This is a genomic window from Pseudomonas sp. FW305-70, from assembly GCF_058783925.1.
On record NZ_JBYSYZ010000039.1, the window covers coordinates 39,184 to 60,369 of the forward strand.

The 21,186-nt window shown below is 63.5% G+C and carries 23 protein-coding genes and 1 pseudogene; 11 read left to right on the top strand and 13 right to left on the bottom strand.

The genetic code is table 11. From position 1 onward, the window contains the following. Window positions 1–89: 89 nt before the first annotated feature. From AC3WN7_RS23215 to AC3WN7_RS23255, 9 genes and pseudogenes are all read right to left on the bottom strand, one after another. The gene (locus AC3WN7_RS23215; protein ID WP_095968174.1) at window positions 90–761 is read right to left on the bottom strand and encodes a class I SAM-dependent methyltransferase; all 672 of its coding nucleotides are present in this window, start codon (window positions 759–761) and stop codon (window positions 90–92) included. Between the two features lie 14 nt (window positions 762–775). Continuing rightward, window positions 776–988 (bottom strand): DUF4287 domain-containing protein, encoded by a 213-nt coding sequence (locus AC3WN7_RS23220; RefSeq protein ID WP_007978105.1) that lies wholly within the window; start codon window positions 986–988, stop codon window positions 776–778. A 51-nt stretch (window positions 989–1,039) separates the two neighbouring features. Beyond that, window positions 1,040–1,591, bottom strand: a complete 552-nt coding sequence (locus tag AC3WN7_RS23225; protein WP_102675687.1) for a cytochrome C — start codon at window positions 1,589–1,591, stop codon at window positions 1,040–1,042. A gap of 226 nt (window positions 1,592–1,817) precedes the next feature. Further along, a complete protein-coding gene (locus AC3WN7_RS23230; RefSeq protein WP_007978110.1) occupies window positions 1,818–2,339 on the bottom strand; it encodes a methylamine dehydrogenase light chain in 522 nt (173 codons plus the stop codon). An 18-nt stretch (window positions 2,340–2,357) separates the two neighbouring features. After that, the gene (gene mauD, locus AC3WN7_RS23235) at window positions 2,358–2,984 is read right to left on the bottom strand and encodes a methylamine dehydrogenase accessory protein MauD (RefSeq protein ID WP_102675688.1); all 627 of its coding nucleotides are present in this window, start codon (window positions 2,982–2,984) and stop codon (window positions 2,358–2,360) included. A gap of 5 nt (window positions 2,985–2,989) precedes the next feature. Then, window positions 2,990–3,529, bottom strand: coding sequence for a MauE/DoxX family redox-associated membrane protein (locus AC3WN7_RS23240; protein ID WP_102675689.1), 540 nt, complete (start codon window positions 3,527–3,529; stop codon window positions 2,990–2,992). 11 nt (window positions 3,530–3,540) lie between these two features. After that, on the bottom strand, window positions 3,541–4,689 hold the full coding sequence (locus AC3WN7_RS23245; RefSeq protein WP_095968170.1) for an amine dehydrogenase large subunit: 1,149 nt from the start codon (window positions 4,687–4,689) through the stop codon (window positions 3,541–3,543). A 55-nt stretch (window positions 4,690–4,744) separates the two neighbouring features. Next, window positions 4,745–6,367, bottom strand: coding sequence for a sensor histidine kinase (locus tag AC3WN7_RS23250; protein ID WP_256585804.1), 1,623 nt, complete (start codon window positions 6,365–6,367; stop codon window positions 4,745–4,747). Window positions 6,368–6,554: 187 nt separating this feature from the next. Continuing rightward, window positions 6,555–6,632: pseudogene (locus AC3WN7_RS23255) on the bottom strand (outer membrane lipoprotein carrier protein LolA); the annotation flags it as partial. Between the two features lie 69 nt (window positions 6,633–6,701). Here AC3WN7_RS23255 and AC3WN7_RS23260 point away from each other — a divergent pair. The 9 genes from AC3WN7_RS23260 (at window position 6,702) to feaR (ending at window position 14,612) form a co-directional block, all read left to right on the top strand. Then, window positions 6,702–7,859, top strand: a complete 1,158-nt coding sequence (locus tag AC3WN7_RS23260) for an acyl-CoA dehydrogenase family protein (RefSeq protein WP_102675690.1) — start codon at window positions 6,702–6,704, stop codon at window positions 7,857–7,859. 30 nt (window positions 7,860–7,889) lie between these two features. Then, on the top strand, window positions 7,890–8,261 hold the full coding sequence (locus tag AC3WN7_RS23265) for a hypothetical protein (RefSeq protein ID WP_007978123.1): 372 nt from the start codon (window positions 7,890–7,892) through the stop codon (window positions 8,259–8,261). Window positions 8,262–8,264: 3 nt separating this feature from the next. Then, window positions 8,265–8,750 carry a nuclear transport factor 2 family protein gene (locus AC3WN7_RS23270; protein ID WP_102675691.1) on the top strand — a complete coding sequence of 162 codons (486 nt, stop codon included), beginning with the start codon at window positions 8,265–8,267 and terminating at the stop codon, window positions 8,748–8,750. Beyond that, the gene (locus AC3WN7_RS23275; protein ID WP_102675692.1) at window positions 8,747–9,871 is read left to right on the top strand and encodes an amidase; all 1,125 of its coding nucleotides are present in this window, start codon (window positions 8,747–8,749) and stop codon (window positions 9,869–9,871) included. The genes AC3WN7_RS23270 and AC3WN7_RS23275 overlap by 4 nt, the downstream gene beginning before the upstream one ends. 23 nt (window positions 9,872–9,894) lie before the next feature. Then, window positions 9,895–11,178 (top strand): aromatic ring-hydroxylating oxygenase subunit alpha, encoded by a 1,284-nt coding sequence (locus AC3WN7_RS23280; protein ID WP_102675693.1) that lies wholly within the window; start codon window positions 9,895–9,897, stop codon window positions 11,176–11,178. Further along, window positions 11,175–11,675, top strand: a complete 501-nt coding sequence (locus AC3WN7_RS23285) for an aromatic-ring-hydroxylating dioxygenase subunit beta (protein ID WP_007978131.1) — start codon at window positions 11,175–11,177, stop codon at window positions 11,673–11,675. Before AC3WN7_RS23280 ends, AC3WN7_RS23285 begins: the two co-directional genes overlap by 4 nt. Window positions 11,676–11,685: 10 nt before the next feature. After that, a complete protein-coding gene (locus tag AC3WN7_RS23290) occupies window positions 11,686–12,426 on the top strand; it encodes an SDR family NAD(P)-dependent oxidoreductase (RefSeq protein WP_102675694.1) in 741 nt (246 codons plus the stop codon). Window positions 12,427–12,586: 160 nt separating this feature from the next. Continuing rightward, on the top strand, window positions 12,587–13,537 hold the full coding sequence (locus tag AC3WN7_RS23295) for a PDR/VanB family oxidoreductase (RefSeq protein WP_102675695.1): 951 nt from the start codon (window positions 12,587–12,589) through the stop codon (window positions 13,535–13,537). A gap of 154 nt (window positions 13,538–13,691) precedes the next feature. Next, window positions 13,692–14,612 (top strand): transcriptional regulator FeaR, encoded by a 921-nt coding sequence (gene feaR, locus AC3WN7_RS23300; RefSeq protein ID WP_102675696.1) that lies wholly within the window; start codon window positions 13,692–13,694, stop codon window positions 14,610–14,612. Between the two features lie 195 nt (window positions 14,613–14,807). Here the strand turns inward: feaR and AC3WN7_RS23305 are convergent, their stop codons facing one another. Then, window positions 14,808–15,437, bottom strand: a complete 630-nt coding sequence (locus tag AC3WN7_RS23305; RefSeq protein WP_007978139.1) for a response regulator transcription factor — start codon at window positions 15,435–15,437, stop codon at window positions 14,808–14,810. A 259-nt stretch (window positions 15,438–15,696) separates the two neighbouring features. Between AC3WN7_RS23305 and hpaC the strand changes: the two genes are divergently transcribed. Both hpaC and AC3WN7_RS23315 read left to right on the top strand, forming a co-directional pair. Then, window positions 15,697–16,209: a 4-hydroxyphenylacetate 3-monooxygenase, reductase component gene (hpaC, locus tag AC3WN7_RS23310; protein WP_095968160.1), complete on the top strand. Its 513-nt coding sequence runs from the start codon at window positions 15,697–15,699 to the stop codon at window positions 16,207–16,209. A gap of 477 nt (window positions 16,210–16,686) precedes the next feature. Continuing rightward, on the top strand, window positions 16,687–16,989 hold the full coding sequence (locus tag AC3WN7_RS23315) for a DUF6124 family protein (protein ID WP_102675697.1): 303 nt from the start codon (window positions 16,687–16,689) through the stop codon (window positions 16,987–16,989). A 194-nt stretch (window positions 16,990–17,183) separates the two neighbouring features. Here the strand turns inward: AC3WN7_RS23315 and AC3WN7_RS23320 are convergent, their stop codons facing one another. From AC3WN7_RS23320 to AC3WN7_RS23330, 3 genes are read right to left on the bottom strand one after another with little or no spacing between them, the layout of a single operon-like run. Beyond that, window positions 17,184–18,200 (bottom strand): phosphotransferase enzyme family protein, encoded by a 1,017-nt coding sequence (locus tag AC3WN7_RS23320; protein ID WP_102675698.1) that lies wholly within the window; start codon window positions 18,198–18,200, stop codon window positions 17,184–17,186. Between the two features lie 9 nt (window positions 18,201–18,209). Next, the gene (locus AC3WN7_RS23325) at window positions 18,210–19,490 is read right to left on the bottom strand and encodes an aspartate aminotransferase family protein (protein WP_102675699.1); all 1,281 of its coding nucleotides are present in this window, start codon (window positions 19,488–19,490) and stop codon (window positions 18,210–18,212) included. Beyond that, window positions 19,483–20,796 (bottom strand): amino acid permease, encoded by a 1,314-nt coding sequence (locus AC3WN7_RS23330; RefSeq protein ID WP_102675700.1) that lies wholly within the window; start codon window positions 20,794–20,796, stop codon window positions 19,483–19,485. The genes AC3WN7_RS23325 and AC3WN7_RS23330 overlap by 8 nt, the downstream gene beginning before the upstream one ends. Window positions 20,797–21,186 lie beyond the last annotated feature (390 nt).

Here is a 21,186-nt window from a genome sequence, read left to right on the forward strand (position 1 = left end):
CGAAGGCGGTGGCACATCCAGCATCGATGTGACTGACAAACCGCTTTCGCGAGCAAGCCCGCTCCCACAGGGGGCGCGGTGCCGCGCTCCTACAGCCGCCGCTCGGCCACCAACAGCAACGACTGCGGCACCGGGCTTTGCGGGTGCTGCGGTTCCTGCAAGCCGGCCAGTACGAAACCGGCCATGTCCAGCGCGTTGAGCCAACTGGACAGGGTGCGGAAGTACCACGGCATGGGCTGCCACTGGCCCTTGAATCCGGCAAAGGTCTCTTCCCGCCAGCCATCCTGATAGTCGCCCGCCGCAGCGGACCACGGGTGCAGCGTCTGGATCACCAGCGCGCCGCCAGGGGCGAGCAGGCTGTTCATGGCGCCGAGCAGGGGGATGATGTCCTGATGCAGCAGGGCGAAGTTGGCGCAGATCAGGTTGTAGTCGCGGCCGATGTCGACGGCTGCCTCTGCCAGCTGTTCATAGCTCGCCAGATGCACCGGTGCAGCGCCCGCCGCCCGCGCCGCTTCCACCAGCGTCGCATCGCCATCCACACCGACCGCCTCGATGGCCCGGTCCGTCAGTGCACGCAACAGCCAGCCTTCGCCGCAACCCAGGTCGAGCACACGCTCGGGCTGGCGTCCCAGCACGGCCAGCAGGATGGCCTGGTCGGTGACCTTCAGACGGCTTTCGATGGTGCCCGTGCGGATGGCGTCGATCCAGGCCCGGGCATTGTGGTGCCAGCTGTCGAGGAGGGTGGATTCGGGGGCGGGCATGGCGTTGTCCGGCGCTAGGTGGCCGTTGCCAAATGATAGGCAACCAGCGCGTTGGCGTGGCCATGCCCCATGCCGTGTTCGGTCTTGAGCCAGGCCACCAGTTCCATGTGTTTCTTGTCGCTGAGGGTTTTAAGCAGGTCCAGCCAATGGCTGATCGGCTGCCCATACTTCTTCTCGATTGACGGGAAGTACGAAGCCGGTCCTTTGGGTTTTGTCTCTTCGGTCACGATGCAAACTCCCTTTTCGCTTTGGTGGGGTCGAAAGCAGCACCGGTTACGTTACTGATTTGCCGTCGGCGAGTCCATCGTTCCTGCGGTCATCCCGTCATCGATCGCGATGCCCCGGGCGCGCATGGCTTTGATCAACTCGCTACGGGTGCCGGGCAGGTTGAGCATGGTCCGGGCACGCAGCGCCGCGACTTCTTCGGCGGTGTAAGGCTGATAGTCGGCCGGCAGGCTTTCGCCCGCCATGCCGTCTTTACGCATCAGCCAGTTGAGCAAGTCCGCCAGTTGCGCGTTGTTCAGCGCCGACTGCGACATGCCCGGCACCCGCACGAGGAATTCGCGGCCGCCCGGTACCTTCAGGAAGTTGCCGACAAAGCCTTTCATCCGGGGCGTGTCGTTCGCGGCGGAGCCCGTGCCGTCGCCCAGGTGGCAACCGGCACATTGCAGCTGATAGTTGACGCCGACGCCGTACCCGGCCTGGGCAATCGGTTTTTGAACCTCTTCGTTGCCCGGCGCATGGCCCTGCGCCGGGTCGGGAATAGCCCGGGCGAATGCGAGCGGGGCGCTCAGGGCGCAGACGACTCCGAGCAATATCAACCTACGCATGAAACAGACCTCCGCTGATGACCGGTTTGGCACCTGCATGTAGGAGCGAGCTTGCTCGCGAAGATCTCAAGGGCGACGCGTTAAACCAGGTAGCCCGCGTTATCGTTGACGTCCTTCGCGAGCAAGCTCGCTCCTACAGGTACACACACAAAGCAGTAAAAAAAATGAAAAGCAGCCACAGAAAAAAAACCGCCGATTGCCCGAGCAACCGGCGGAAAGTGCGCGTTTAGACGGCGACGCCGCGGATTACCGAAACGGTGCAGTGGTAGATGTGCGATTTGGCGGCCAGGCACCAGTTCACATCGTTGTTGTTGAACGGGCGGTAAGCCGGTTCTTCACTGTCGTTACGGGTACAGGCGCACTGGGCGCAGCTTTGCTTACCGCAGCAGTCGTTGTAGGAAATGATGTAGTCCTTGCCATCGGCCGGGTTGCGGCAGGTGCCGATCCAGGTCACTTGCGAGGCTTCGGTGCCTGGCGGGCAGGAGGTCACCGAACCGCCGCAGCAGCTGCACAGAAAGCCGTCGATGGAGCAGTAGCGCCAGTAGTCGCAACTGTTCGGATCACCCGGGTCGCCAGCCTGCGCCGGCTCGGCGGCCAGGGCCTTGCTGGTACGGTCCAGCGGCAGCAGCAAAGGCAGGGCGGCACCGGCCACCATCAGCGAGCCCATGCGCGACAGCAATTTGCGGCGCGAAGTGGTGTCGGCCACGCGGCGGGTCGAGCGCTCGAACAACAGATCCAGCAGTTTCATAAAGGTCTCCCTGCCTTATCAGTGGCTATGGCCGTGGCTGTGGCTGTGGTCGTGGGTGTGGGGTTGGGCATTGAGGTACTGCTGCAGCGTGGCGTGCTTGAGGTGCTCGACTTCGAACAGGCTGTCCAGGTGCTCGCGGGAGTTGACCAGGCCCTTGGCGCGCAGGGTGCCGGCCTTGTCGATCAGTGCGGCATACGGCAGCTTGCCGATCTGGTAGGTCATGCCCACTTGCGGGCCGACCACGTAGGTGGCGTCTTCGAGTTTGTGTTCACGGATCAGCGCTTGCTGGGCGTCCATGTCGCCATCGCTGACGAACACCACGTCCAGGCTGCCCGCTTGTTCCTTGGCGATGGATTTGATCGCCGGCAGCAGCGACTTGCAGATCGGGCAGGTCGGCGAGAGAAAGAACAGCAATTGCGATTTTTCACCGGCATAACCGAAGTTCACCGGGCGACCGTGACGATCGCTGGCAGTGATCTGCGGCGCGGGTTCATTGACCGCCACGCCTTTGTCGACCATCAGCGCACCGGCCGGGGCCAGACGCCCGTGCAGCACGCCAATCTGCCGCACCAGGCCCATGACGACAAACGCCACGGCCACCAGCAGCACCCAGAGCAGAACGTTGGAAACAATCAAGCCTTCCATTTCGATTACCTACCAATCAATTTGAGCAGAAGAGGGGAGTTCGCCAGCAAGCCATCGGCCGCGGCGTAGATGAGCAACGCGACCGCGGCGGCGGCCAGGGTCACGAAACCATCGAACAGGTTGAGGTCGCGGGCGACCGGCGCCACGCTGGCCACCAGTGCAAGCAGCACCAGTGCGCTGTTGCGCGCCAGCAGGACCGGGCGCAGCGGTTGTGCCTGGTCGGGACCGGCGCAACCGCAGTCGATGTCCGCGCGACCGCGCCACAGGTTGATGCCGATGGCGGCGGCGTACAGCGCCAACAAGCTGGCCGCGCTCACCGCGGCGTAACCACGGCTGACCGGCACCAGCAGGGCAAAGGCGATGGCCAGTTCCAGCAGCGGCACCAGCCGTGCCGTCGGGCGCACCAGCGTCTGGGGCAGCAGTTGGTAGTCCGCCAGTTGCCGGGCGAAGCGGGCCGGCGCGCGCAACTTGTGGGTCGCGGCGCTGGCCAGCAACACCGCGATGGCGATGGCGCTGGCTATGATGAAGATCGGATCTGTGTGCATGGCCGAACCTCTCAGTAGCTCAGGACCTGAGTCGCGGTCTTCGCGACTTTCGGCATGCTGCCGGTGAGCTTGTTGGTCTTCAGATCGAAAATCTGCAAACCGCCTTCCACATCGGTACCAAGCAACAGCGGCTTGTCGTCACCGGTGGCCTGCATGCTCCACACCGGAACCGGGGCTTCCAGGGTCGCTACCTTTTTGTGGGTCTTGAGGTCGAACGCCCAGATCAGCGGGCTCGGGTCTTCCCACTTCATGGCTTCGTGGGCGTCGTGCATCAGCACATACAGGCGGTCCAGCTTCGGTGCCACGGCCATCAACTGCCAGCCACCCGGTGCCCAACCGGCCTTCTTTTCTTCGTCGGTAACCAGTGACCAGGACGGCAGGATCTTCGGCGCGCTACCTGCGAAATCCACCGGGCGCACGGTGCCGGTCGTGGTGGTGAAGTAGTAGGTGTCGCCGACGTTGACCGCGCGCTCTACCAGTTTTTCCGCGTTCGGATCAAAGAACGGCGTGCGGCTGCGCGCGGTTTCCTGGCCCTGATCGTTGAGGGTCACCACTTGCAGGCTGCCGTCGCCGCACAGCGAGGCGAAGCGGCGGTTGCCGATCGGGTAGTTGAGCACGCAACCGGGAATGGCGATTTCCGTGGCAACGGCCTTGGCCTGGGTGTCGACCACAGTGACCGAGGTCGACGGCGTGAAGTTGTAGACATAGACGAACTTGTCGTCGCCACTCGGCTTGAGCGCATAACGCTGGGTCAGCGATTCGGCGCGCTTGTTCGGGATCAGCACTTCCCAGGCCGGCGACAGGGTCGAACTGTCCCATGCGGTCAGCACATCGGTACGGGTACCGCGGGTGCCGCGCGAATACCAGATGTCGGCGCTGTAGAGGGTCTTCTTGTCATGGCTGAGGGTCGACGGCGCGGCAAAACCGGTCGGCACCATGCCGAGGATGCGCTTCTGGTCCGGGTCGACCACGGTCACGCGGCCAGCGACGAAACTGTCGAACTCGACGTCGATGACAAACGCGCGGTGAGCTTCGGGTGGAAACGCCAGAACGGTCTGGCCAATCGTACCGGCGGGCAAATCCGCGCGGGCACTGTTCAAACCGAGTACAAGCAGGCTCAGGCCAAGCGCTGACTGTACGGAGATCCTGTTTGTTCGCATAAGGGGAACTTCCTGAATTGTTGGTAACGCGGATCGCGGGTGCTTTGGCAGATTTTTACCCTTTGATTCTGCCGTGCCCCGCGATCAGGAGAATTGCCCTGCCTGCCAAGTGTTTGTGTGTCTGTGCCAGTGTCATGAAACTGGCTGCACAAGGTGATAAAGCAGGGGGTTGAATGGTCTGAGAGGGGGAGGGCGACGCTGCACTTGTGGCGAGGGGAAGGGAAAAGCTGAACACCGCGCCGCACGGCGCCAGGTTTTGCGCCCAGATATCGCCCCGGTGGCGGCCGATGATGTTCTTGCACAGCGCCAGGCCAATGCCATTGCCACTGACCTTGGAGGAGAAAAAGCCGTCGAACAGCTTCTCTTGCGCCTGGGCCTGGATGCCGCGACCGCAGTCTTCGATGCGCACCAGGGCCACCTCGTTGTCGCGGCTGGCATGGATACGCAACACGCGCCGTTCGGCCGGCAGGTCGGCCATTTCTTCGATGGCGTTGAAGGCCAGGTTGAGGATCACCTGGCCGATCAGCACCTTCTCGCAACTCACCATCAGCGGTTCGGGCGAGGCGATGATTTCCACGCGCACCCGGCTCGGATCGGCGCGCAGGCTGATGAAGTAGCGGGTTTCGCGCAGCAGCTCATTAAGGTCGACCCGCTGTTCGGATTGCTCCAGCTTGACCACGTAATCGCGCACGCTCTTGATGATCACCGAGGCATGCTCGATTTGCCGCACTGCGTTTTGCAAACCCCAGGCGACGCCTTGATCGGTTTCGCCGGCGTTGCCCAGGCGAATCATCGTGCCTTCAATGAAGTTGCGGGTGGCGGCCAAGGGTTGGCTCAGTTCGTGGGCGATGGCCACGGCCATTTCGCCCATGGCGTTGTAGCGCGCCAGGTACTCGAGCTTCTGCTCGCTGACCCGCCGCGCTTCCTCGGCCTGGACCTGCTCGGTGACATCGCGGAACAGCAGCAGATGGCCGACCAGATCATCCTCGATCTCGATGTAGCGGCAGGTTGCGTCATGCCAACGCCACTCGGCATCCCGGCGCTGCACCTTGTAATGCACGTTGAACGGCGCGTGCTCCGGCGTTTCATGGGCAAGTTGTTGCAGCAGGCGCTGGCCGGATGCGTCGTCGCACCAGGCCAGGAAGTTCTTGCCCATCAGCTGGTGCACTTCGCTGTTGAGCAGGTGCGCGCCGGAGTCGCTGATAAAACGGATGTCGCCCTCGGGGCCGAGCACCGCCACGCCTTCGGCCAGGTCCTGCATAAAGGCCTTGAGCCGGCTTTCGAAACGCTTGAGGTCGCGCTTGACCTTGTCCTCTTTGGAGATGTCGCGGAACTGCACCATCAACACGTCGCGACCGTCCAGGTGCACCAGGGTCGCCACCGCCTCGGACAGAATCTCCACCCCTTGCTTGGAGCGATAGCACCACTCGATGGCGCGCTGCCCGGTGCGCGCCGCGCCTTCGAGCCAGCGCAAGCCGACCGAACGTCGGTACTTCGGCGCATCGCGGGTCATGTCCGGGGCCTTGAGCGGCGTCAGCTCCTCCAGGGTAAAGCCCAGCGCCGCCAGGGCAGCGGCGTTGGCCCAGAGAATCTCCTTGGTGTGCGCGTCATGAAGAATGATGCACAGCGGCATGGCTTCGATCAGGGCAAAAAAGTCGTTCGGTTTTGGCAGGTACATCGCACGGCCCCTGGCGGCAGAGATTTGCAGTATGGCGTTTTATACCTGCTCGCACAGCGCGATGCGCTCAGAGGTAACCGGCGTGGACCTAGGGGTTTTCTTTAGCGAGGGGGCTGCACGCACCAATAGTGGCGGGCGGATGCGGTTTTTACACTGGCCTCCAATGCAAGGGCAACGACCCGACCCTTGTAGGAGCGAGCTTGCTCGCGATGAACCTGAGAGCGCCACGGGGTGCCAGGTTTCCAGCGTCATCGTTGACGACCATCGCGAGCAAGCTCGCTCCTACAAGGAGCGGTGGAGCCCTCTAACAATAATCAAAACGGAGAACTAGCCCATGCTGCGGCAACAAGACCCTGTGTCCGGCCCGGTCGTGCCAATGGTCGAGAGTCAGCTATTTGAGCAGGTGCTGGATGAGGTTCGCCAACGCCGCGAAGAATTCGACGCCGACTCCCACGTGCCTCGGGACATGATCGAGCGCTTCAAGCAGTTGGGTATCTACCGCGCCGCCACGCCGAAATGCTACGGCGGCGACGCCCTGGCGCCGGCGCTGTTCCTGCACATGATCGAACGCATCTCCGAAGCCGACGGCTCGGCGGGCTGGGTCGCCAGCTTCGGCAGCGCCGGTGTCTATCTGGCGGCCTTGCCACCGCAAACCCTGGCTGAAATCTACGCCGAGAGCCCGGACCTGGTGTTCGCCGGCGGGTTGTTCCCGCTGCAGCCAGCCGAAGCGGTGGAAGGCGGCTGGCAGGTCAACGGCACCTGGAAGTTCGCCAGCGGCAGCAAAGGCGCGGACCTGCTGGGTGTCGGTATCGGTGCAAGTACGGCGGGCGGCAAACCGCGCACGGCGGTGTTCCCGGCCAGCCAGGTCGAGATCGTCGAGAACTGGGACGTGGTCGGCCTCAAGGGCACCGGCAGCCATGACCTGCGTGTCACCGACAAATTCGTCGAGGACCGCTGGACCTTCATCCGTGGTGGTGCCGCCACCATCGACGAACCGCTGTTCCGCTACCCGTCGATCGCCTACGCCGCGCAAGTGCTGGCCGTGGTCAACCTCGGCCTGGCCCGTGCAGCGCTGGATGAAATCAGTCGCATGGCCGGGGCCGGCGGCATTACCGGTGCGCCGAAAATGGCCGACCGCGCTTACGTGCGCATCGAGATCGCCAAGGCCGAAGCCAAGCTGATGGCCGCACGGGGGTTCTTCTACAACGCCACCGAGCAGGTGTGGAACTCGATCCTGGCCGGCAACCCGGTCACGCCGGAGCAGACCAGCCTGCTGCGTCTGTCGGCGATCCATGTCTCCCAGGCGGGTGCCGAGGTGGTGCAGAGCGCCTACAGCCTGGCCGGGACCACCGCCATTTACCTGCGTCATCCGCTGCAACGCTACCTGCGCGACTCGATGGTGGTGACCCAGCACGCCTTCCTCAGCGAAGGGCTGTACGACGGCGCCGGCTCGGTGTTCCTCGGCGTGCCGCCGTTCCCGGGCTACATCTGATTTTTCATTACTTTTTCAAGGATCAACACCATGTCCCAAGCTACCCAGGAACCGTTGCGCGTCGTCTTCTGCATCGGCATCACCCAGAACTTTTTCGACCTGCCCACCGGCGAAGGCCTGAGCGTGTGGAAGGGCTTCAGCCAGATGATGGGCTCCCTCGGTGCCATGCCCGGCATCACCGTGCTTGGAGCCATGGACGACGACCGCCTGATGGTCGGCCCGTCGACTACCTCACCCTGGACCGTGTACATCATGGCCGACGTCGACTGCCACCAGTCGGTGATCGACGCCTGCAACCTGTTTCGTACCACGCCGGTGGGCGAGTACAGCCTGTGGCGCTACGCCAAGGTCGAAGCGCGCATCGGTCGCCCGCTGACCATCCCTGACGCGGCCAGGGTGTAAGCCATGAACGAGGCCTTGCTGCAGCGTCTTCAGACGCTCGAAGGGGAGAGCGCGGTGCGCCGCCTGATGGCGCGCTACATGGACCTGTGCGATGTGCCGAGGGCGCTTACCCATGTCAGCGAGTTGGCTGAGCTGTTCTGCATCGATGCGATCTGGGAAGGCGTCGGCAGCCAGACCGCGCAGACCTTTGGTCAGCACCGTGGGCGTGATGCCGTGGCCGCGTTTGTCGGCGGGTATCTGCCGCCGTCCGACCACTTCAAGCTGAACCTGCACTACCTCACCAGCGAGTCGATCAGCGTCGACGGCAGCACGGCGCAAGGGCAGTGGATCATGCAGCAGATTTCCACCTACGCCGATGGCCGCAGCGAGCTGTTCGGCACGCGTCTGAACATCGATTTCCGCTGCGTCGACGGCACCTGGCTGATCGCGCATTTCCGCACGCAACGGCTGTTCAACACGGAGCTCTTCACCTTGGGAGCGGGCACATGAGTACGTTCATCAGCGAATTCCTCCTCGGTGGCAACGGCAAGCGCGTCGCCATCAAGGACTCCATCGACATCGCCGGCCACCCGACCCGTTCGGGCAGTCGTGCCTTCGCCGATGCACCCGCTGCAACGAAAAACGCCGAAGTGGTCGACGCGATCCTCGACGCCGGCTGGCAGATCGTCGGCAAGACCAACCTGCATGAACTGGCCTTCGGCGTCACCGGCATCAACGACTGGACCGGCACACCGGTGAACCCGCAGGCGCCGGACCGGGTGCCGGGCGGTTCCTCCAGCGGCTCGGCCTCGGCTGTCGCCGCCGGCCTGGCGGACATCGCCATCGGCACCGACACCGGAGGTTCGGTGCGGGTGCCGGCGGCGTGCTGCGGTATCGCCGGGCTCAAGCCGACCTATGGCCGTGTCAGCCGTATCGGTGCGCATCCGCTGGAGTCCAGCCTCGATTGCGTCGGGCCGTTCGCCAGGTCCATGGACGATCTGATCGCCGCCATGCAGGTGATTTGCCCAGGCTTTGACGTGCAGGGACTGCCCGCAGACGGCGCGAAAGTCGGCTTCCTCGACGTGGCCTGTGACGCGCACCTGCAAGCCAGTCTCGGTGCCGCTGCCGACCGCGCCGGATGGCGTCGCAGCCACCTGCACCTGAGCGAATTCGAAGCCGCGTTCGCCGCCGGCCTGACCGTGATCAATTTTGAAAACTGGGCCGCGTTCGGTCATCTCACCGGCAAAGGCCTGATCGGCGCCGATGTCGAGACACGCCTGTTGGCGGCCAGCCGTACTACGCGTGAAGAGCTCGCAGAGGCTGAAGCCGTGCGCAGGCGTTTTACGCAACAGGTGGATGCGGCGCTGGAAGACTTTGCCGTGTTGCTGTTGCCGACGCTGCCGGCCTTGCCGCCAACCCTCAGCGAAGCCCGCGCCGGCAGCAAGGCCGTGGCTGGCATGACCCCACTGGTGCGGCCTTTCAACCTCAGCGGCCACCCGGCGCTGACGGTGCCGGTGGAACTCGATTGCGGCGGATTGAAAGTCGGCCTGCAAATCGTCGGCCGCAAAGGTCAGGACGAGCTGGTCTGCGCCTTTGGTGCGCAACTTCAAGCCTCTACAACCCAAATCTGAAAAGAAGCCATGAGGAGAACCGCATGAGCACTCATGAATACCGGCTGATCGCAACGTCGAAAAGCCCCGAAGACCTGGTCAGTCACGACCGCGTCGACGTCTCGCTGTACAACGACCCGGCGCTGTTCGAAGCCGAGCTGGAAAAGATTTTCTACCGCACCTGGGTGTGGGTGGCCCACGAAAGCGAGGTGCGCAACTCAGGCGACTTCAAGACCGCCACCATCGGCCGTCGCCCGGTGATCGTCGTGCGCGACAAGAAGAACACCATCAACGTGCTGGAAAACCGTTGCCGGCACCGTGGCGCCACCGTGTGCGAGAAGCACAAGGGCAACGCCACCGGTTTCACCTGCCCGTACCACAGCTGGTCCTATGGCCTGGACGGCAAGCTGCGGGCGCTGCCGTATCCGGACGGTTACGAAGGCATCCTGGAAAAGTCCGAACTGCCGCTGACCAGCCTGCGCGTCGAAAGCTACGCCGGCATGGTCTTCGCCAGCTACAACGACGAGATCGAACCGCTGGAAGACTTCCTCGGCGGCGCCAGACACTGGATGGACCTGTTCATGAAGCAGGGCGCCGGCTACCCGATCAAGACCCAGGGTGAACACAAGTTCAGCTTCAAGGGCAACTGGAAGATCCAGCTGGAAAACACCACCGACGGTTATCACTTCCCGATCGTGCACAAGTCGTTCATGTCGTCGGTGGACGAAGAAACCTCGGAAATGCTCTCGTTCATGACCGACGACCAAGCCGTGACCCACTCCCTGGGCAACGGTCACAGCGTGATGGTGATGGTGCCGGAGCACGTCGACCTGGATCACGACGACGGCACCGAACAGTTGCAGGAACGCTTCGCCCACGTCACTGAAGAACTGTCGAAAACCCTGCCGGCCGATCAGGTCCGTCGCATCGTGCGCTCGCTGCACGGCGCCGGTTTCAACCTGAACCTGTTCCCCAACGTGGCGATGTCGATGTCGTTCTTCCGCGTACTGCGTCCGGTGTCGGTCACTGAAACCGAGATCCGCCACGTGGCCCTCGGCATGGACGGCGGCCCGGAAATCGCCAACCGCGAACGCATGCGCATCCACGAACACTTCCAGGGCCCGTTCGGTTTCGGCAGCCCTGACGATGCCGAAGCCTGGGACCGCGTGCAGCGCGGCTCGTATGCCGGCGTCGACGCGCCGATCCTGGTCAACCGCGGCCTGAACCGCGAAATCACCGCTGAAAACGGCGACAAGGTCAGCCACGCCACCGACGAAGGCGGCATGCGCGGTGCCTACGACATGTGGAAAAGGATGATGAGCCAATGAGCAATCACGACACCCTGAACGGTTTTGCAGGTCCCCTGGCCCAGGCCATCGAATTCATCTGGCGCGAAGCCGAACTGCTCGACCACAAGAACTATGCCGAATGGGCGACCCTGTGGAGCGACAGCGGCAAGTACATCGTGCCGATCGACCCGGACACCGAAGATTTCGAAGCGACCCTCAACTACGCCTACGACGATGCGCGCATGCGTGCCCTGCGCATCGAACGCCTGAGCGCCGGCTTCTCGCCGTCGGCGGTGGACGCGGCGAAAACCATTCGCACCGTCTCGCGTTTCCGTCTGGTGGAAGCGGCCGGTGACATCGTCGAAGTGAATTCCGCGCAGTTGCTGTACGCCTACAAGCGCGGCGTGCACACGCCATTCGTGGCCGACCTGAACCACCGCATCCGCTTCACCGACGGCGTGCCGACCCTGGAACGCAAGGTGGTGCGCCTGATCAACTCCACCGACAGCCTGAGCGCGCTCGGCTTCCTTTTGTGAGGGCACCATCATGAGTCGAGTAGCCCTCGTAACGGGTGCCTCGCGCGGGCTGGGCGAGTGCATCGCCCGCCGTCTGCACGCGGCAGGTTATCGCGTCGCCCTGGCGGATGTGCGCCTCGACGGCGTGCAGCAACTGGCGTTGCAACTCGATGGCAGTGGCGCCAGCGCCATGGCCATCGAGCTGGATGTGCGCAGCAAAGCCGACTTCCAGCGTGCCCGCGACCTGCTCGTTGAGCAGTGGGGCGGCACCGACATTCTGGTGAACAACGCCGGCGTGTCGAAAGTCGCGGCGCTGATGGACATCACGCCAGAAGAGTTCGACGAGTCGATGGCGATCAACCTGCGCGGTACCTTCGTGGCCTGCCAGGTGTTCGGCGCGCACTTTGCCGAGCGTGGCTTCGGGCGCATCGTCAACATCGCGTCCCTGGCCGGGCAGAACGGCGGCACTGCCACCGGCGCGCACTACGCGGCGGCCAAGGGCGGCGTGGCGACCCTGACCAAGGTTTTCGCCCGTGAACTGGCGCCGCAAGGGGTGACGGTCAACAGCATCTCGCCGGGTCCGCTGGACTTGCCGGTGGTGCGCGAAACCGTGGCGCCGGAGCGTCTGGAGCAGATCCTGAAAATGATCCCGGCCGGCACCCTCGGCGATCCGTCGTACATCGCCGACAGCGTGTTGCTGCTGATCGCCGACAACGCCGCCTCCGTAACGGGCGCGTGCTGGGACATCAACGGCGGCTTGTTCATGCGCTGACTTCATGGCCGGAAAATGATCCTTGTAGGAGCGAGCTTGCTCGCGATGGTGTGTCAGTCGACACCGATGTAACTGAAAGTCCATCGCGAGCAAGCTCGCTCCTACAAGGTCTGGATCTAGCCGTAGTGTTAAACCCAACCAAGTGTATTCAGGTGATGCAATGATGAAGGTGAAGATCGAAAGGATCGTCGACGAAGCGCTGGATATCCGCTCCTTTCGCCTCGTGCGCAGTGACGGCCAGCCGCTCGACACCTATGAACCGGGTGCCCACGTCGACCTGACCGGGCCGACCGGGGTGACCCGCCAGTATTCGCTGTGCAGCCCGCCGCAGGATCGCTGTGCCTACCTGGTGGCGGTGAAGAAAGAAGCGCAGTCGCGCGGCGGTTCGCTGGCGTTGCACGAGCAGGTCGAGGAGGGCATGGAGCTGGAAATGGGCGCGCCGCGCAACCTGTTCCGTCTCGATGAAAGTGCCAGTGAACACCTGCTGTTCGCCGCCGGTATCGGTGTCACGCCGCTGCTGAGCATGGCCTACAAACTGGCGGAAAGCGGCCAGCCGTATCGCCTGCATTATTTCGCCCGTTCGGCGCAGTACGCCGCGTTTACCGAGCTGTTGGCGACCCGTTTTGCCGACCACGTGGAGTTTCACTACGGCGTGGAGCCCGCGGATCTCGACGCAGCGTTGAGTGAATGCCTGGAGCGTGCCGGCAGCGCCGCCCACGTCTACACCTGCGGCCCGGCACCCTTCATGAACACAGTGGTGGCAGTGGCTTCGCGCAGTCGTCCGGATGAGGCCATTCACCTCGAACACTTCGCGGCGGACCCGGCGGCCAACAGCGCCCCGGCCGGCGGTTTCGAAGTGGAGCTGGCCAGTTCCGGCGTGGTGCTGCACGTGCCGGCCGACGCCAGCCTGGTCGACGTGCTGCAGGCCCATGGTTGCGACATCGACACCGAATGCCGCGAAGGCATTTGCGGCACCTGCATCGTCGAGGTGCTGGACGGCGTACCGGAACACCGCGACAACTGCCTGTCGAACAAGGAAAAGGCGTCCAACAAGCAGATCTGCGCCTGTGTGTCACGGGCGCTTTCCGCTCGTCTGGTATTGGACATTTAAGCCTCGGGAAGGCTGGAAAGCATGCGCCGGAGCCTGTTGAATGGGCGCCCGGCGGCCGTCGAGGGAGGCGATGGCTACAGAAACAACGGTTTGACGAACCGCTCGATGAAGCGGTCGAAAAAAAATAACAACAAAAACGTGAGGCTTTGCGGACATGATTACAGCATCGACGGTGCGCAACGAGGCGTTCGAAAGTTGGTTGAGCCAGGTGAACCAGGCCTGCGGGCGTTTCGACGCACGGGCGCTGGACACGGATTTCTACGGCGAACTGGCGGAATTCCGCAGCGGTGCGATCAACCTCAGTGTGGTCGACATGGCGCACGTGCATTTGTATCGCACCAGCAAGGACGTCAGCACCAGCAGCGACGGCCACTACTACGCCGTGTTCCAGATGCGTGGCAGTTCACAGCTGGAGCAGGGCGACAACCGCGCGCAACTGGGATGTGGCGACATCGCGCTGATCGACGCCAGCCGTCCGAGCGACATGACCTACCACGGCGATTGCCGACAGCTGTCGCTGATTCTTCCGCGCCAGGTGGTCGAGCGTGGTTCGCACTTCAATGCCGTCAACTGCGCCACGCGCATCGCGGCCAGCAGTCCGCTGGCGGCGATGGCCAACAAGCTGGTGCTGGAGACACGCCAGCAGGAAGGGCTGGACATGCAGGAAAGCGAGGCCGTGCTCGATGCCCTGGCCAGTTTGTTGCTGCCGGGCATCAGCGCCCGGGACAGCGCGGCCGATCCCCATGAACGGCAGTTCCGCAAGATCATCGCGTTCATTGACGCACATCTGAGCGACGAGGAACTGTGCCCCGAGTTGATCGCCCGTGAAGTCGGGATTTCCGTGCGCGGCCTGTACCGGATGTTCTCCAAGCGCGGGCTGGTGGTGGCGCAGTACATCAAGCATCGTCGCCTGGACTTCTGCGCCGAAAATCTGCGCCGCGCCGATGTCGAGCAGAAGCTGTCGGCGCTGTGTTATGCGTGGGGCTTCTCGGATTCGAGCTACTTCTCGTCGGCCTTCAAATCGCGCTTCGGCGTGTCACCAGGGGCTTATCGCAAGCGCTATAGCCAGATCTGACACCCGCGATTGATGTTGAATGTGCCGGCCTCTTCGCGAGCAAGCCCGCTCCCACATTGAGTCTTCGGTGAACACAAAGTCTGTGTCCGGCCGAGGTCAACCTGTGGGAGCGGGCTTGCTCGCGAAAGCGGTGTGTCAGTCACCATCGATGTTGAATGTACCCGCAATGGCGGCCTGACGTCGATTAGAGGAGGGTCAGTGCCGCACCGGCTCATCCACCGGCAAATGCAGCACCTCGCGCACCAGCATGGCGATGCTGGTCACGCCCATCTTTTCCTTGATCTTGGTGCGGTGCACGTCAACGGTCTTCACGCTGATGTTCAGTTCCCGCGCGATCACCTTGCTGGCCTTGCCATCGATCACCAGCATCAGCACTTCCCGTTCACGGCTGGTCAGCAACGCCAGTTTGCCCTGCAGGTTCTGACGCTGTTGCTGATCGGCCTGGGCGTGCACGGCGGTCTTCAGCGCGGCCTGGATGCGGTCGATCATCTGCTGCGGGTTGTAGGGCTTCTCGACGAAGTCCAGTGCGCCGTTCTTCATCGCCGTGACCGACATCGGAATGTCGCCATGGGCCGAGACGAAGATGGTCGGCAGGGTACTGCCGCGCTGGTTGAGGATTTCCTGCAACTGGAAACCGCTGGTCTCCGGCATGCGCACGTCGAGCACCAGGCAGGCGGGCTGCCTGGGGTCGTACTGGCTGAGGAACTCTTCGGCGCCGGCAAAGCACTGCGCCTGCACGCTGACCGACTCCAGCAACCAGGCCAGGGAAGTGCGCAGGTCCTTGTCGTCGTCAACGATATAAACAATCGGTTTGCGGGTTTCCATCGGGGCTGCCACGAAAGTTTTCTAATTATTGTTTTCGCACGCGAACGCGCGGCACGCATCGGCTCGTCTTTCTGGAGCCAGTCATCAGAATACCCACTGTGGCCGGCCCTTGCGATAAAGAAACCACCTAGTCGACTAGCGGAAACCCAACCTCGCCATGGGGATCGTCAGAATGGTTGTGCCGCGCCCGCAGCCTTAGTCTTGTTCCATCACCTACGGGCCGCAAGATGGCGGTCCTCCTGAAGGAAGGGGCATCGACATGGCCGACCTGAGCCAGCAGCAAATCGACTTTCGCAACGCCATGGCGCAGTTGCCTGCGGCGGTGAACATCATCACCACCAACGGCCCCGGCGGGCGCTGCGGCATCACCGCCAGCGCCGTGTGCTCGGTGACCGACTCGCCGCCCACCGTGCTGGTGTGCGTCAACCGCAACAGCGCCACCCACGACGTGTTCCGCACCAACGGCCACTTGTGCGTCAACGTGCTGTGCGGCGAGCAGGAAGAACTGGCCCGGCACTTCGCCGGCATGACGAAGGTGCCGATGGCCGAGCGTTTCGCCTGGGACCTGTGGGACGACGGCGCGGCTGATGTGCCGGTGCTGCGCGATGCCCTGGTGCAGCTCGAAGGGCGCATCAGCGAGTGCAAGGAAGTGGGCTCGCACTCGGTGATGTTCGTGGAGCTGACGAAGGTCGGCGTGCGGGAACCGCGTGACAGCCTGGTGTATTTCAACCGCTTGTTCCATCGCCTGGAGCATGTCGGCGCGCATTGCTGATAGACCGCGTTATCGTTCAATCGCGAGCAAGCTCGCTCCCACAGTGGATTTGAGTCGAACACAGATGTTGCGTTCGCTGAAAGTCCCTGTGGGAGCGAGCTTGCTCGCGATGGCGGTGCCAGTTTGGAATGTTTGTTTAACGGCTGTAGGAGTAACTTCCTGCAAGCTACAACACCTTGCGGCATTGCCTACAGGTACGCCAGAATCCGCCGGCTTGTGCGTCTTGGAGGCCATCGGTAACTTGGTCCGCATCACTGATTTCCAGTGATCGGGTTTAGCAGCCCGTGGTGACACGAGGCGCATTGGCAGTCCACACAGTCAGGTATTTCCCATCCCTGCACTTGATGGCAGCTGTGCGCAGGGCGCCCTCGGGCGCGCCGGTTTCGTGTCTCCCCGGTCTGCTAACCTGCGTACAGCCGCCACCCTACATTCGTTTAGCAGCGAATCAGTGACGGCTCCAGTTCTGGAGACCGAACGATGTTGAAGGTTACCCCTGATCCACCGCAAGACGACGCTTGTCCCAACCCGGCCCTGCACATCATGGCCACCCCGCACAAACCCTCCACACTGTTCACCATCAACCCCGACATCGACACCGAAACCCTGCTGGCCCACGCCTGCGAATCGCTGGCCTCGGCGAGTGTCATGGCCAATGACCTGGCGGGCTTCCTGGAAGGCACGCACCGCAACACCCTGCTGGGCATCGCGCAAGTGATCATGCTGGGGGAGTTGGCGGTGAATCGGGCGCTGGACAGGCTGGATTCACCGGAATCTGCCTAACGCCGCTGACCCTGTGGGAGCGGCGGTGCGGCGATCCGACTTGCTCGCGAAAGCGGTGTGTCAGTCAACATTGATGTTGGAAGTGATGGCCTCTTCGCGGGCAAGCCCGCTCCCACAGTGGATTTTTGGCGTACTCACTTCTTGTGTTCACGGAAGATCCCTGTGGGAGCGAGCTTGCTCGCGATGGCGGTCTATCAGACCTGCAAATATTCTCGAGCCAACCAGCAAGCCCGCTCAATCAGCATCGGCGCCATTTCAATCGCTGTCGGCGTGCCCTGGCGGGTGTGAATCCAGCCCAGGTACGTGGTGCCGCGCAGCATCAGGAACAGCGCCAGGGTCTTGCGATCCGCCTCGGTCAGCGGCTTGACCGCGTGGTAGCCGTCGAGCAGCGCGGTCTTGATCTGATCAAAGCGCGGGTCATCCAGGCAGAAGTACAGCGCGGTAGCCAACTCGAACATGTGCCAGCCAAACCCGGCATCGTCGAAGTCGATCAAGCGCAGGCGCGGGCCTTCGATCAGCAGGTTCTCGGGCACCAGGTCGGCGTGGATCATGCCGAAGTTGCCCAGGTGCCGGCCGTACTGACGCAAGTCCTTGCGCGCCGTGCGCCGGGCCTGTTGCAGCAGCTCCCGTTGCTCATCGCTGAGTTGCTCCAGCTCCCAGAATCGCCCCCAGAACGGGTTGGCGCCGATCAGGCCTTCTTCATCCCAGGCATGCCGGACAAACTCGTCCGGCTGCTGCCAGTGCGCCGAATGCAAGTGAATGCGCGCGGCAATCGCGCCGGCCTCACGGAACAGAAAATCGACTTCGGTATCGGCCTGCACCCCGTTCTCCGAGGTGCCGGCGGTGGCGCCCGGCAGCCAGGCGAGCATGTCGATGTGGCGCGGCTCGCCGATGGCTTGATGGGTGACTTCGACCAGGTGGCTTTGATTCTGCGCACGGATGATTTGCGGCACGGTGATGCCGGCGCCGGCCAGTGCCTCCATCCATTGCAGCTCGGAACGCAGCGCGGCTTCGCCGTGATAGCCATTGCGGTGGATGCGCAAGGCAACCCGCTGACCATCGTGGCGGTGGGCGGAGAACACCGCGTTCTCGCGAAACTTCACCAGTTCAATGTCGGCGAACTCGCCGTCCCACTGTTGCAGGGCATGGCGCGCCAGTTCGTGCAGGCGGGCCACTTGCTGGTCGTGTGGCAGGGTGTGGAATTCGGTCATGGCAGGGCCTCAAATCGCGCTCAGGGCGTGGTCCAGGGTGTCGACAAACAGGTTGGCGTGATCGCGGCCGAACACCAGCGGCGGCCGTAGCTTAAGAATGTTGTCGCCGGCGCCGATCTTGCTGATCAGCACGCCGTTCTCGCGCATGTCGTTGACCACCTTGCGCGCCTCCAGGCCGGCCGGTTCCTTGCTGGCGTGGTCGCGCACCAGTTCCATGGCGAAGAACAGGCCCTTGCCGCGCACGTCGCCGATGATCGAGTGCCTGGCGGCCAGCGCTTGCAGGCGTTGTTGCACGTAAGCGCCGACGTCTTGCGCGTTTTTCAGCAGTTGCTGTTGCTCGATCACGTCCAGCACCGCCATGCCGACCGCCGCCGCCACGGGCGAGCCACCGAAGGTGTTGAAGTACATCGCATGGCGACCGAAGGATTCGACCAGGGCCTTGTGGGTGATCAAGCCGGCCAGTGGATAGCCGTTCCCCATGGGTTTGCCGAGGGTGACGATGTCCGGCACCACACCGTGGGCCTGATGACCCCACAGGTGATCACCGGTACGGCCGAAGCCGGACTGCACTTCGTCGGCGATGAACAGACCGCCGGCGGCGCGGATCAGCGCGGCGGCCTTGTTGACGAAACTGGCCGGCACCCGTGGCAGGCCTTCGTTGGCGAACAGGGTGTCGATCAGCAACGCGGCCGGGCGAATGCCCTGGGCCTGCATCGAGGCAATCGCGGCGGCGATGTTGGCCGCGTATTGCTCGGCCAGTTGCGCCTCGGTGGTGCCGGCCGGTGCCCGGTAAAGGCACGGAATCGGCACGGCGCGGGCATGGGCGGCGAAGGGTTCCGGCGAGGGCAGGGCGGTGGTGACTTGCGCCAGCGACGCCGAGTTGCCGTGGTAGTTGTAGTCACTGACGATGATGCCGGTGCCACCACTGGCAAAGCGTGCCAGACGCAGCGCCAGCTCATTGGCCTCGCTGCCGGTGCAGGTGAACATCGCGGTGTCCAGTGGCTCGCCGAAGGTCGCGGTCAGGCGTTCGGCGTAGCGCACCACTTGTTCATCCAGGTAACGGGTGTGGATGTTCAGCGTGGTGGCCTGGCGGTGCATGGCCTCGGTCACGTGAGGGTTGCAGTGACCGACGCAGGGCACGTTGTTGTAGACGTCGAGGTAGCGACGACCGTCGACGTCGAACAGCCAGACACCTTCGCCACGCACCAGGTGCAAGGGTTTGTCGTAGAACAGCGGCGAGGCGCTGCCCAGTACGCGATGGCGGCGTTGCAGCAGAGTGTCTTCAGGCATGGTCCGGAACCTCAATGACGGTGGCGCGACGGTTGCGCAGCAGGTAGTTGAAAATGCACAGGCTGAAGGTCACGGCGAGGGCGATCAGCATCAGCAGGTCGAGCTGGAAGCAGGCGGCGATCACCACCAGCGTCAGGGCCAGGCCCAGCCAGGCAACCAGTTTGCCGCCGGGCAAGGTGAAGGGCCGTGGCAGGTCAGGCTGGCGGGTCTTGATGCGCAGGTACGCGGCGAAGATGAACAGGTAGCCAACGTTGAGCAACAGCACGACCGCGAGCATCACCGTGGCCGGGTCCACTTCGGACAGCGGCAGACCGATGGCGCCAATCAGCAACAGCGCCGGCCAGGGCGTACCGCGTTTGCCGGTCTTGCCCAGCCATTGCGGGAACAGGCCGTCGCGAGCCATGGCGAACAACTGCCGGGACGCGGCGAACACCAGCGAAAAGAAGGTAGCGATCAGGCCGAACACCGCGCCGCAGCCAATCACCTTGGCCAGCCAGGAGCCGTCACCGAAGGCGCTGTTGCCGGACATCGCGGCGTACAGCGGATCACCTGCCGAACCGACCAGCTCGACGCCACCGGCACCGGGTGCGCAGACCAGCACCACCAGCGCCGTCACCAGCAAGGTGCCGATCGCCGCCAGAATGCCCCGTGGCATGGTGCGGCCGGGGTTGTGCGCCTCCTCGGCTGCCGAACCGGTTTGCTCGACGGTGATGAACAACCAGATCGCGAAGGGTACGCAGGCGAAGATGCCGCCGAGGCTCACGGGAGTGACGACGTTGGCGGGCAGTTTCAGCAAGTTGGCCAATTCGACATGGGGCGCCATGGCCACGCCAAAGGTGAGCAGGGCGACTACAGCGATGATGCCGGCAATGAAGGTCAGGCCCATGGCCTCACCGACGCCACGCATGTGGATGCCGATGATCACCGCGAACAGGGCGATCTTCACCGGCCAGCCACCGAGGCCGAAAATCGATTCGGTGTAGGCGCAAATGAACGTCGCTGCCGCCCCGGTGCCGATGGTCAGCGCCAAGGCACAGGCGACCCCGACCAGATACCCCACGAACGGCCCGAACGCACTTTGCGCATACACGAACACGCCGCCAGCGCTGGGCAACGCCGTGGACAGTTCCGCCACGCACAAGGCCAGGCCGCCGCAGAGCAGGGCCATCAACAACGTGGCGATCAGCATGTTCAGCCAGCCACCGGCCGCCAGCCCGAAGTTCCAGCCGGAAAACTGCCCGGCCACCACCAACGCAATTCCGAGGCCGGCAATCTTTGGCCAGCCCAGCGCACTTTTCTTGAGCACAGAAATCTCCCGCGACCCGAAGGCCGATTTTTTGTTTTAGTGAGATGTGGAGGGGTTCAGCGTGCATTGCAGGGCACTTTGGAGCGGGTTGTGCCCCAGAGGTCGGCCTCGATACTACGCCGGGGGGGTGGGGCGGCAGGTGTGCGTGTGTGCCATGTCGTTGGTTGTGGGTGCCAGATGTGGGAGCGGGCTTGCTCGCGAAGGCGGAGTATCAGTCGGCAAGGATGTTGGCTGTGCGGGCCTCATCGCGAGCAGGCTCGCTCCCACAGGGGATCTGTGGTGCACCAGGCAATTGTGTGTGGCAGAAAATCCAAATGTGGGAGCGGGCTTGCTCGCGAAGGCGGGGTGTCAGGCGACGGTGATGTTGGATGTGCTGGCCTCATCGCGCCC

Bases quoted from the DNA above. Each gene is read 5' to 3' on its own strand.
- hpaC (WP_095968160.1), top strand. From the start codon at position 15,697: ATGGCCGACCTGAGCCAGCAGCAAATCGACTTTCGCAACGCCATGGCG.
- mauD (WP_102675688.1), bottom strand. From the start codon at position 2,984: ATGGAAGGCTTGATTGTTTCCAACGTTCTGCTCTGGGTGCTGCTGGTG.
- AC3WN7_RS23215 (WP_095968174.1), bottom strand. From the start codon at position 761: ATGCCCGCCCCCGAATCCACCCTCCTCGACAGCTGGCACCACAATGCC.
- AC3WN7_RS23225 (WP_102675687.1), bottom strand. From the start codon at position 1,591: ATGCGTAGGTTGATATTGCTCGGAGTCGTCTGCGCCCTGAGCGCCCCG.
- AC3WN7_RS23320 (WP_102675698.1), bottom strand. From the start codon at position 18,200: ATGACCGAATTCCACACCCTGCCACACGACCAGCAAGTGGCCCGCCTG.
- AC3WN7_RS23270 (WP_102675691.1), top strand. From the start codon at position 8,265: ATGAACGAGGCCTTGCTGCAGCGTCTTCAGACGCTCGAAGGGGAGAGC.
- AC3WN7_RS23325 (WP_102675699.1), bottom strand. From the start codon at position 19,490: ATGCCTGAAGACACTCTGCTGCAACGCCGCCATCGCGTACTGGGCAGC.
- AC3WN7_RS23250 (WP_256585804.1), bottom strand. From the start codon at position 6,367: ATGTACCTGCCAAAACCGAACGACTTTTTTGCCCTGATCGAAGCCATG.
- AC3WN7_RS23280 (WP_102675693.1), top strand. From the start codon at position 9,895: ATGAGCACTCATGAATACCGGCTGATCGCAACGTCGAAAAGCCCCGAA.
- AC3WN7_RS23275 (WP_102675692.1), top strand. From the start codon at position 8,747: ATGAGTACGTTCATCAGCGAATTCCTCCTCGGTGGCAACGGCAAGCGC.
- AC3WN7_RS23295 (WP_102675695.1), top strand. From the start codon at position 12,587: ATGATGAAGGTGAAGATCGAAAGGATCGTCGACGAAGCGCTGGATATC.
- AC3WN7_RS23305 (WP_007978139.1), bottom strand. From the start codon at position 15,437: ATGGAAACCCGCAAACCGATTGTTTATATCGTTGACGACGACAAGGAC.
- AC3WN7_RS23245 (WP_095968170.1), bottom strand. From the start codon at position 4,689: ATGCGAACAAACAGGATCTCCGTACAGTCAGCGCTTGGCCTGAGCCTG.
- AC3WN7_RS23230 (WP_007978110.1), bottom strand. From the start codon at position 2,339: ATGAAACTGCTGGATCTGTTGTTCGAGCGCTCGACCCGCCGCGTGGCC.
- AC3WN7_RS23290 (WP_102675694.1), top strand. From the start codon at position 11,686: ATGAGTCGAGTAGCCCTCGTAACGGGTGCCTCGCGCGGGCTGGGCGAG.
- AC3WN7_RS23240 (WP_102675689.1), bottom strand. From the start codon at position 3,529: ATGCACACAGATCCGATCTTCATCATAGCCAGCGCCATCGCCATCGCG.
- AC3WN7_RS23260 (WP_102675690.1), top strand. From the start codon at position 6,702: ATGCTGCGGCAACAAGACCCTGTGTCCGGCCCGGTCGTGCCAATGGTC.
- AC3WN7_RS23265 (WP_007978123.1), top strand. From the start codon at position 7,890: ATGTCCCAAGCTACCCAGGAACCGTTGCGCGTCGTCTTCTGCATCGGC.
- AC3WN7_RS23285 (WP_007978131.1), top strand. From the start codon at position 11,175: ATGAGCAATCACGACACCCTGAACGGTTTTGCAGGTCCCCTGGCCCAG.
- AC3WN7_RS23315 (WP_102675697.1), top strand. From the start codon at position 16,687: ATGTTGAAGGTTACCCCTGATCCACCGCAAGACGACGCTTGTCCCAAC.
- feaR (WP_102675696.1), top strand. From the start codon at position 13,692: ATGATTACAGCATCGACGGTGCGCAACGAGGCGTTCGAAAGTTGGTTG.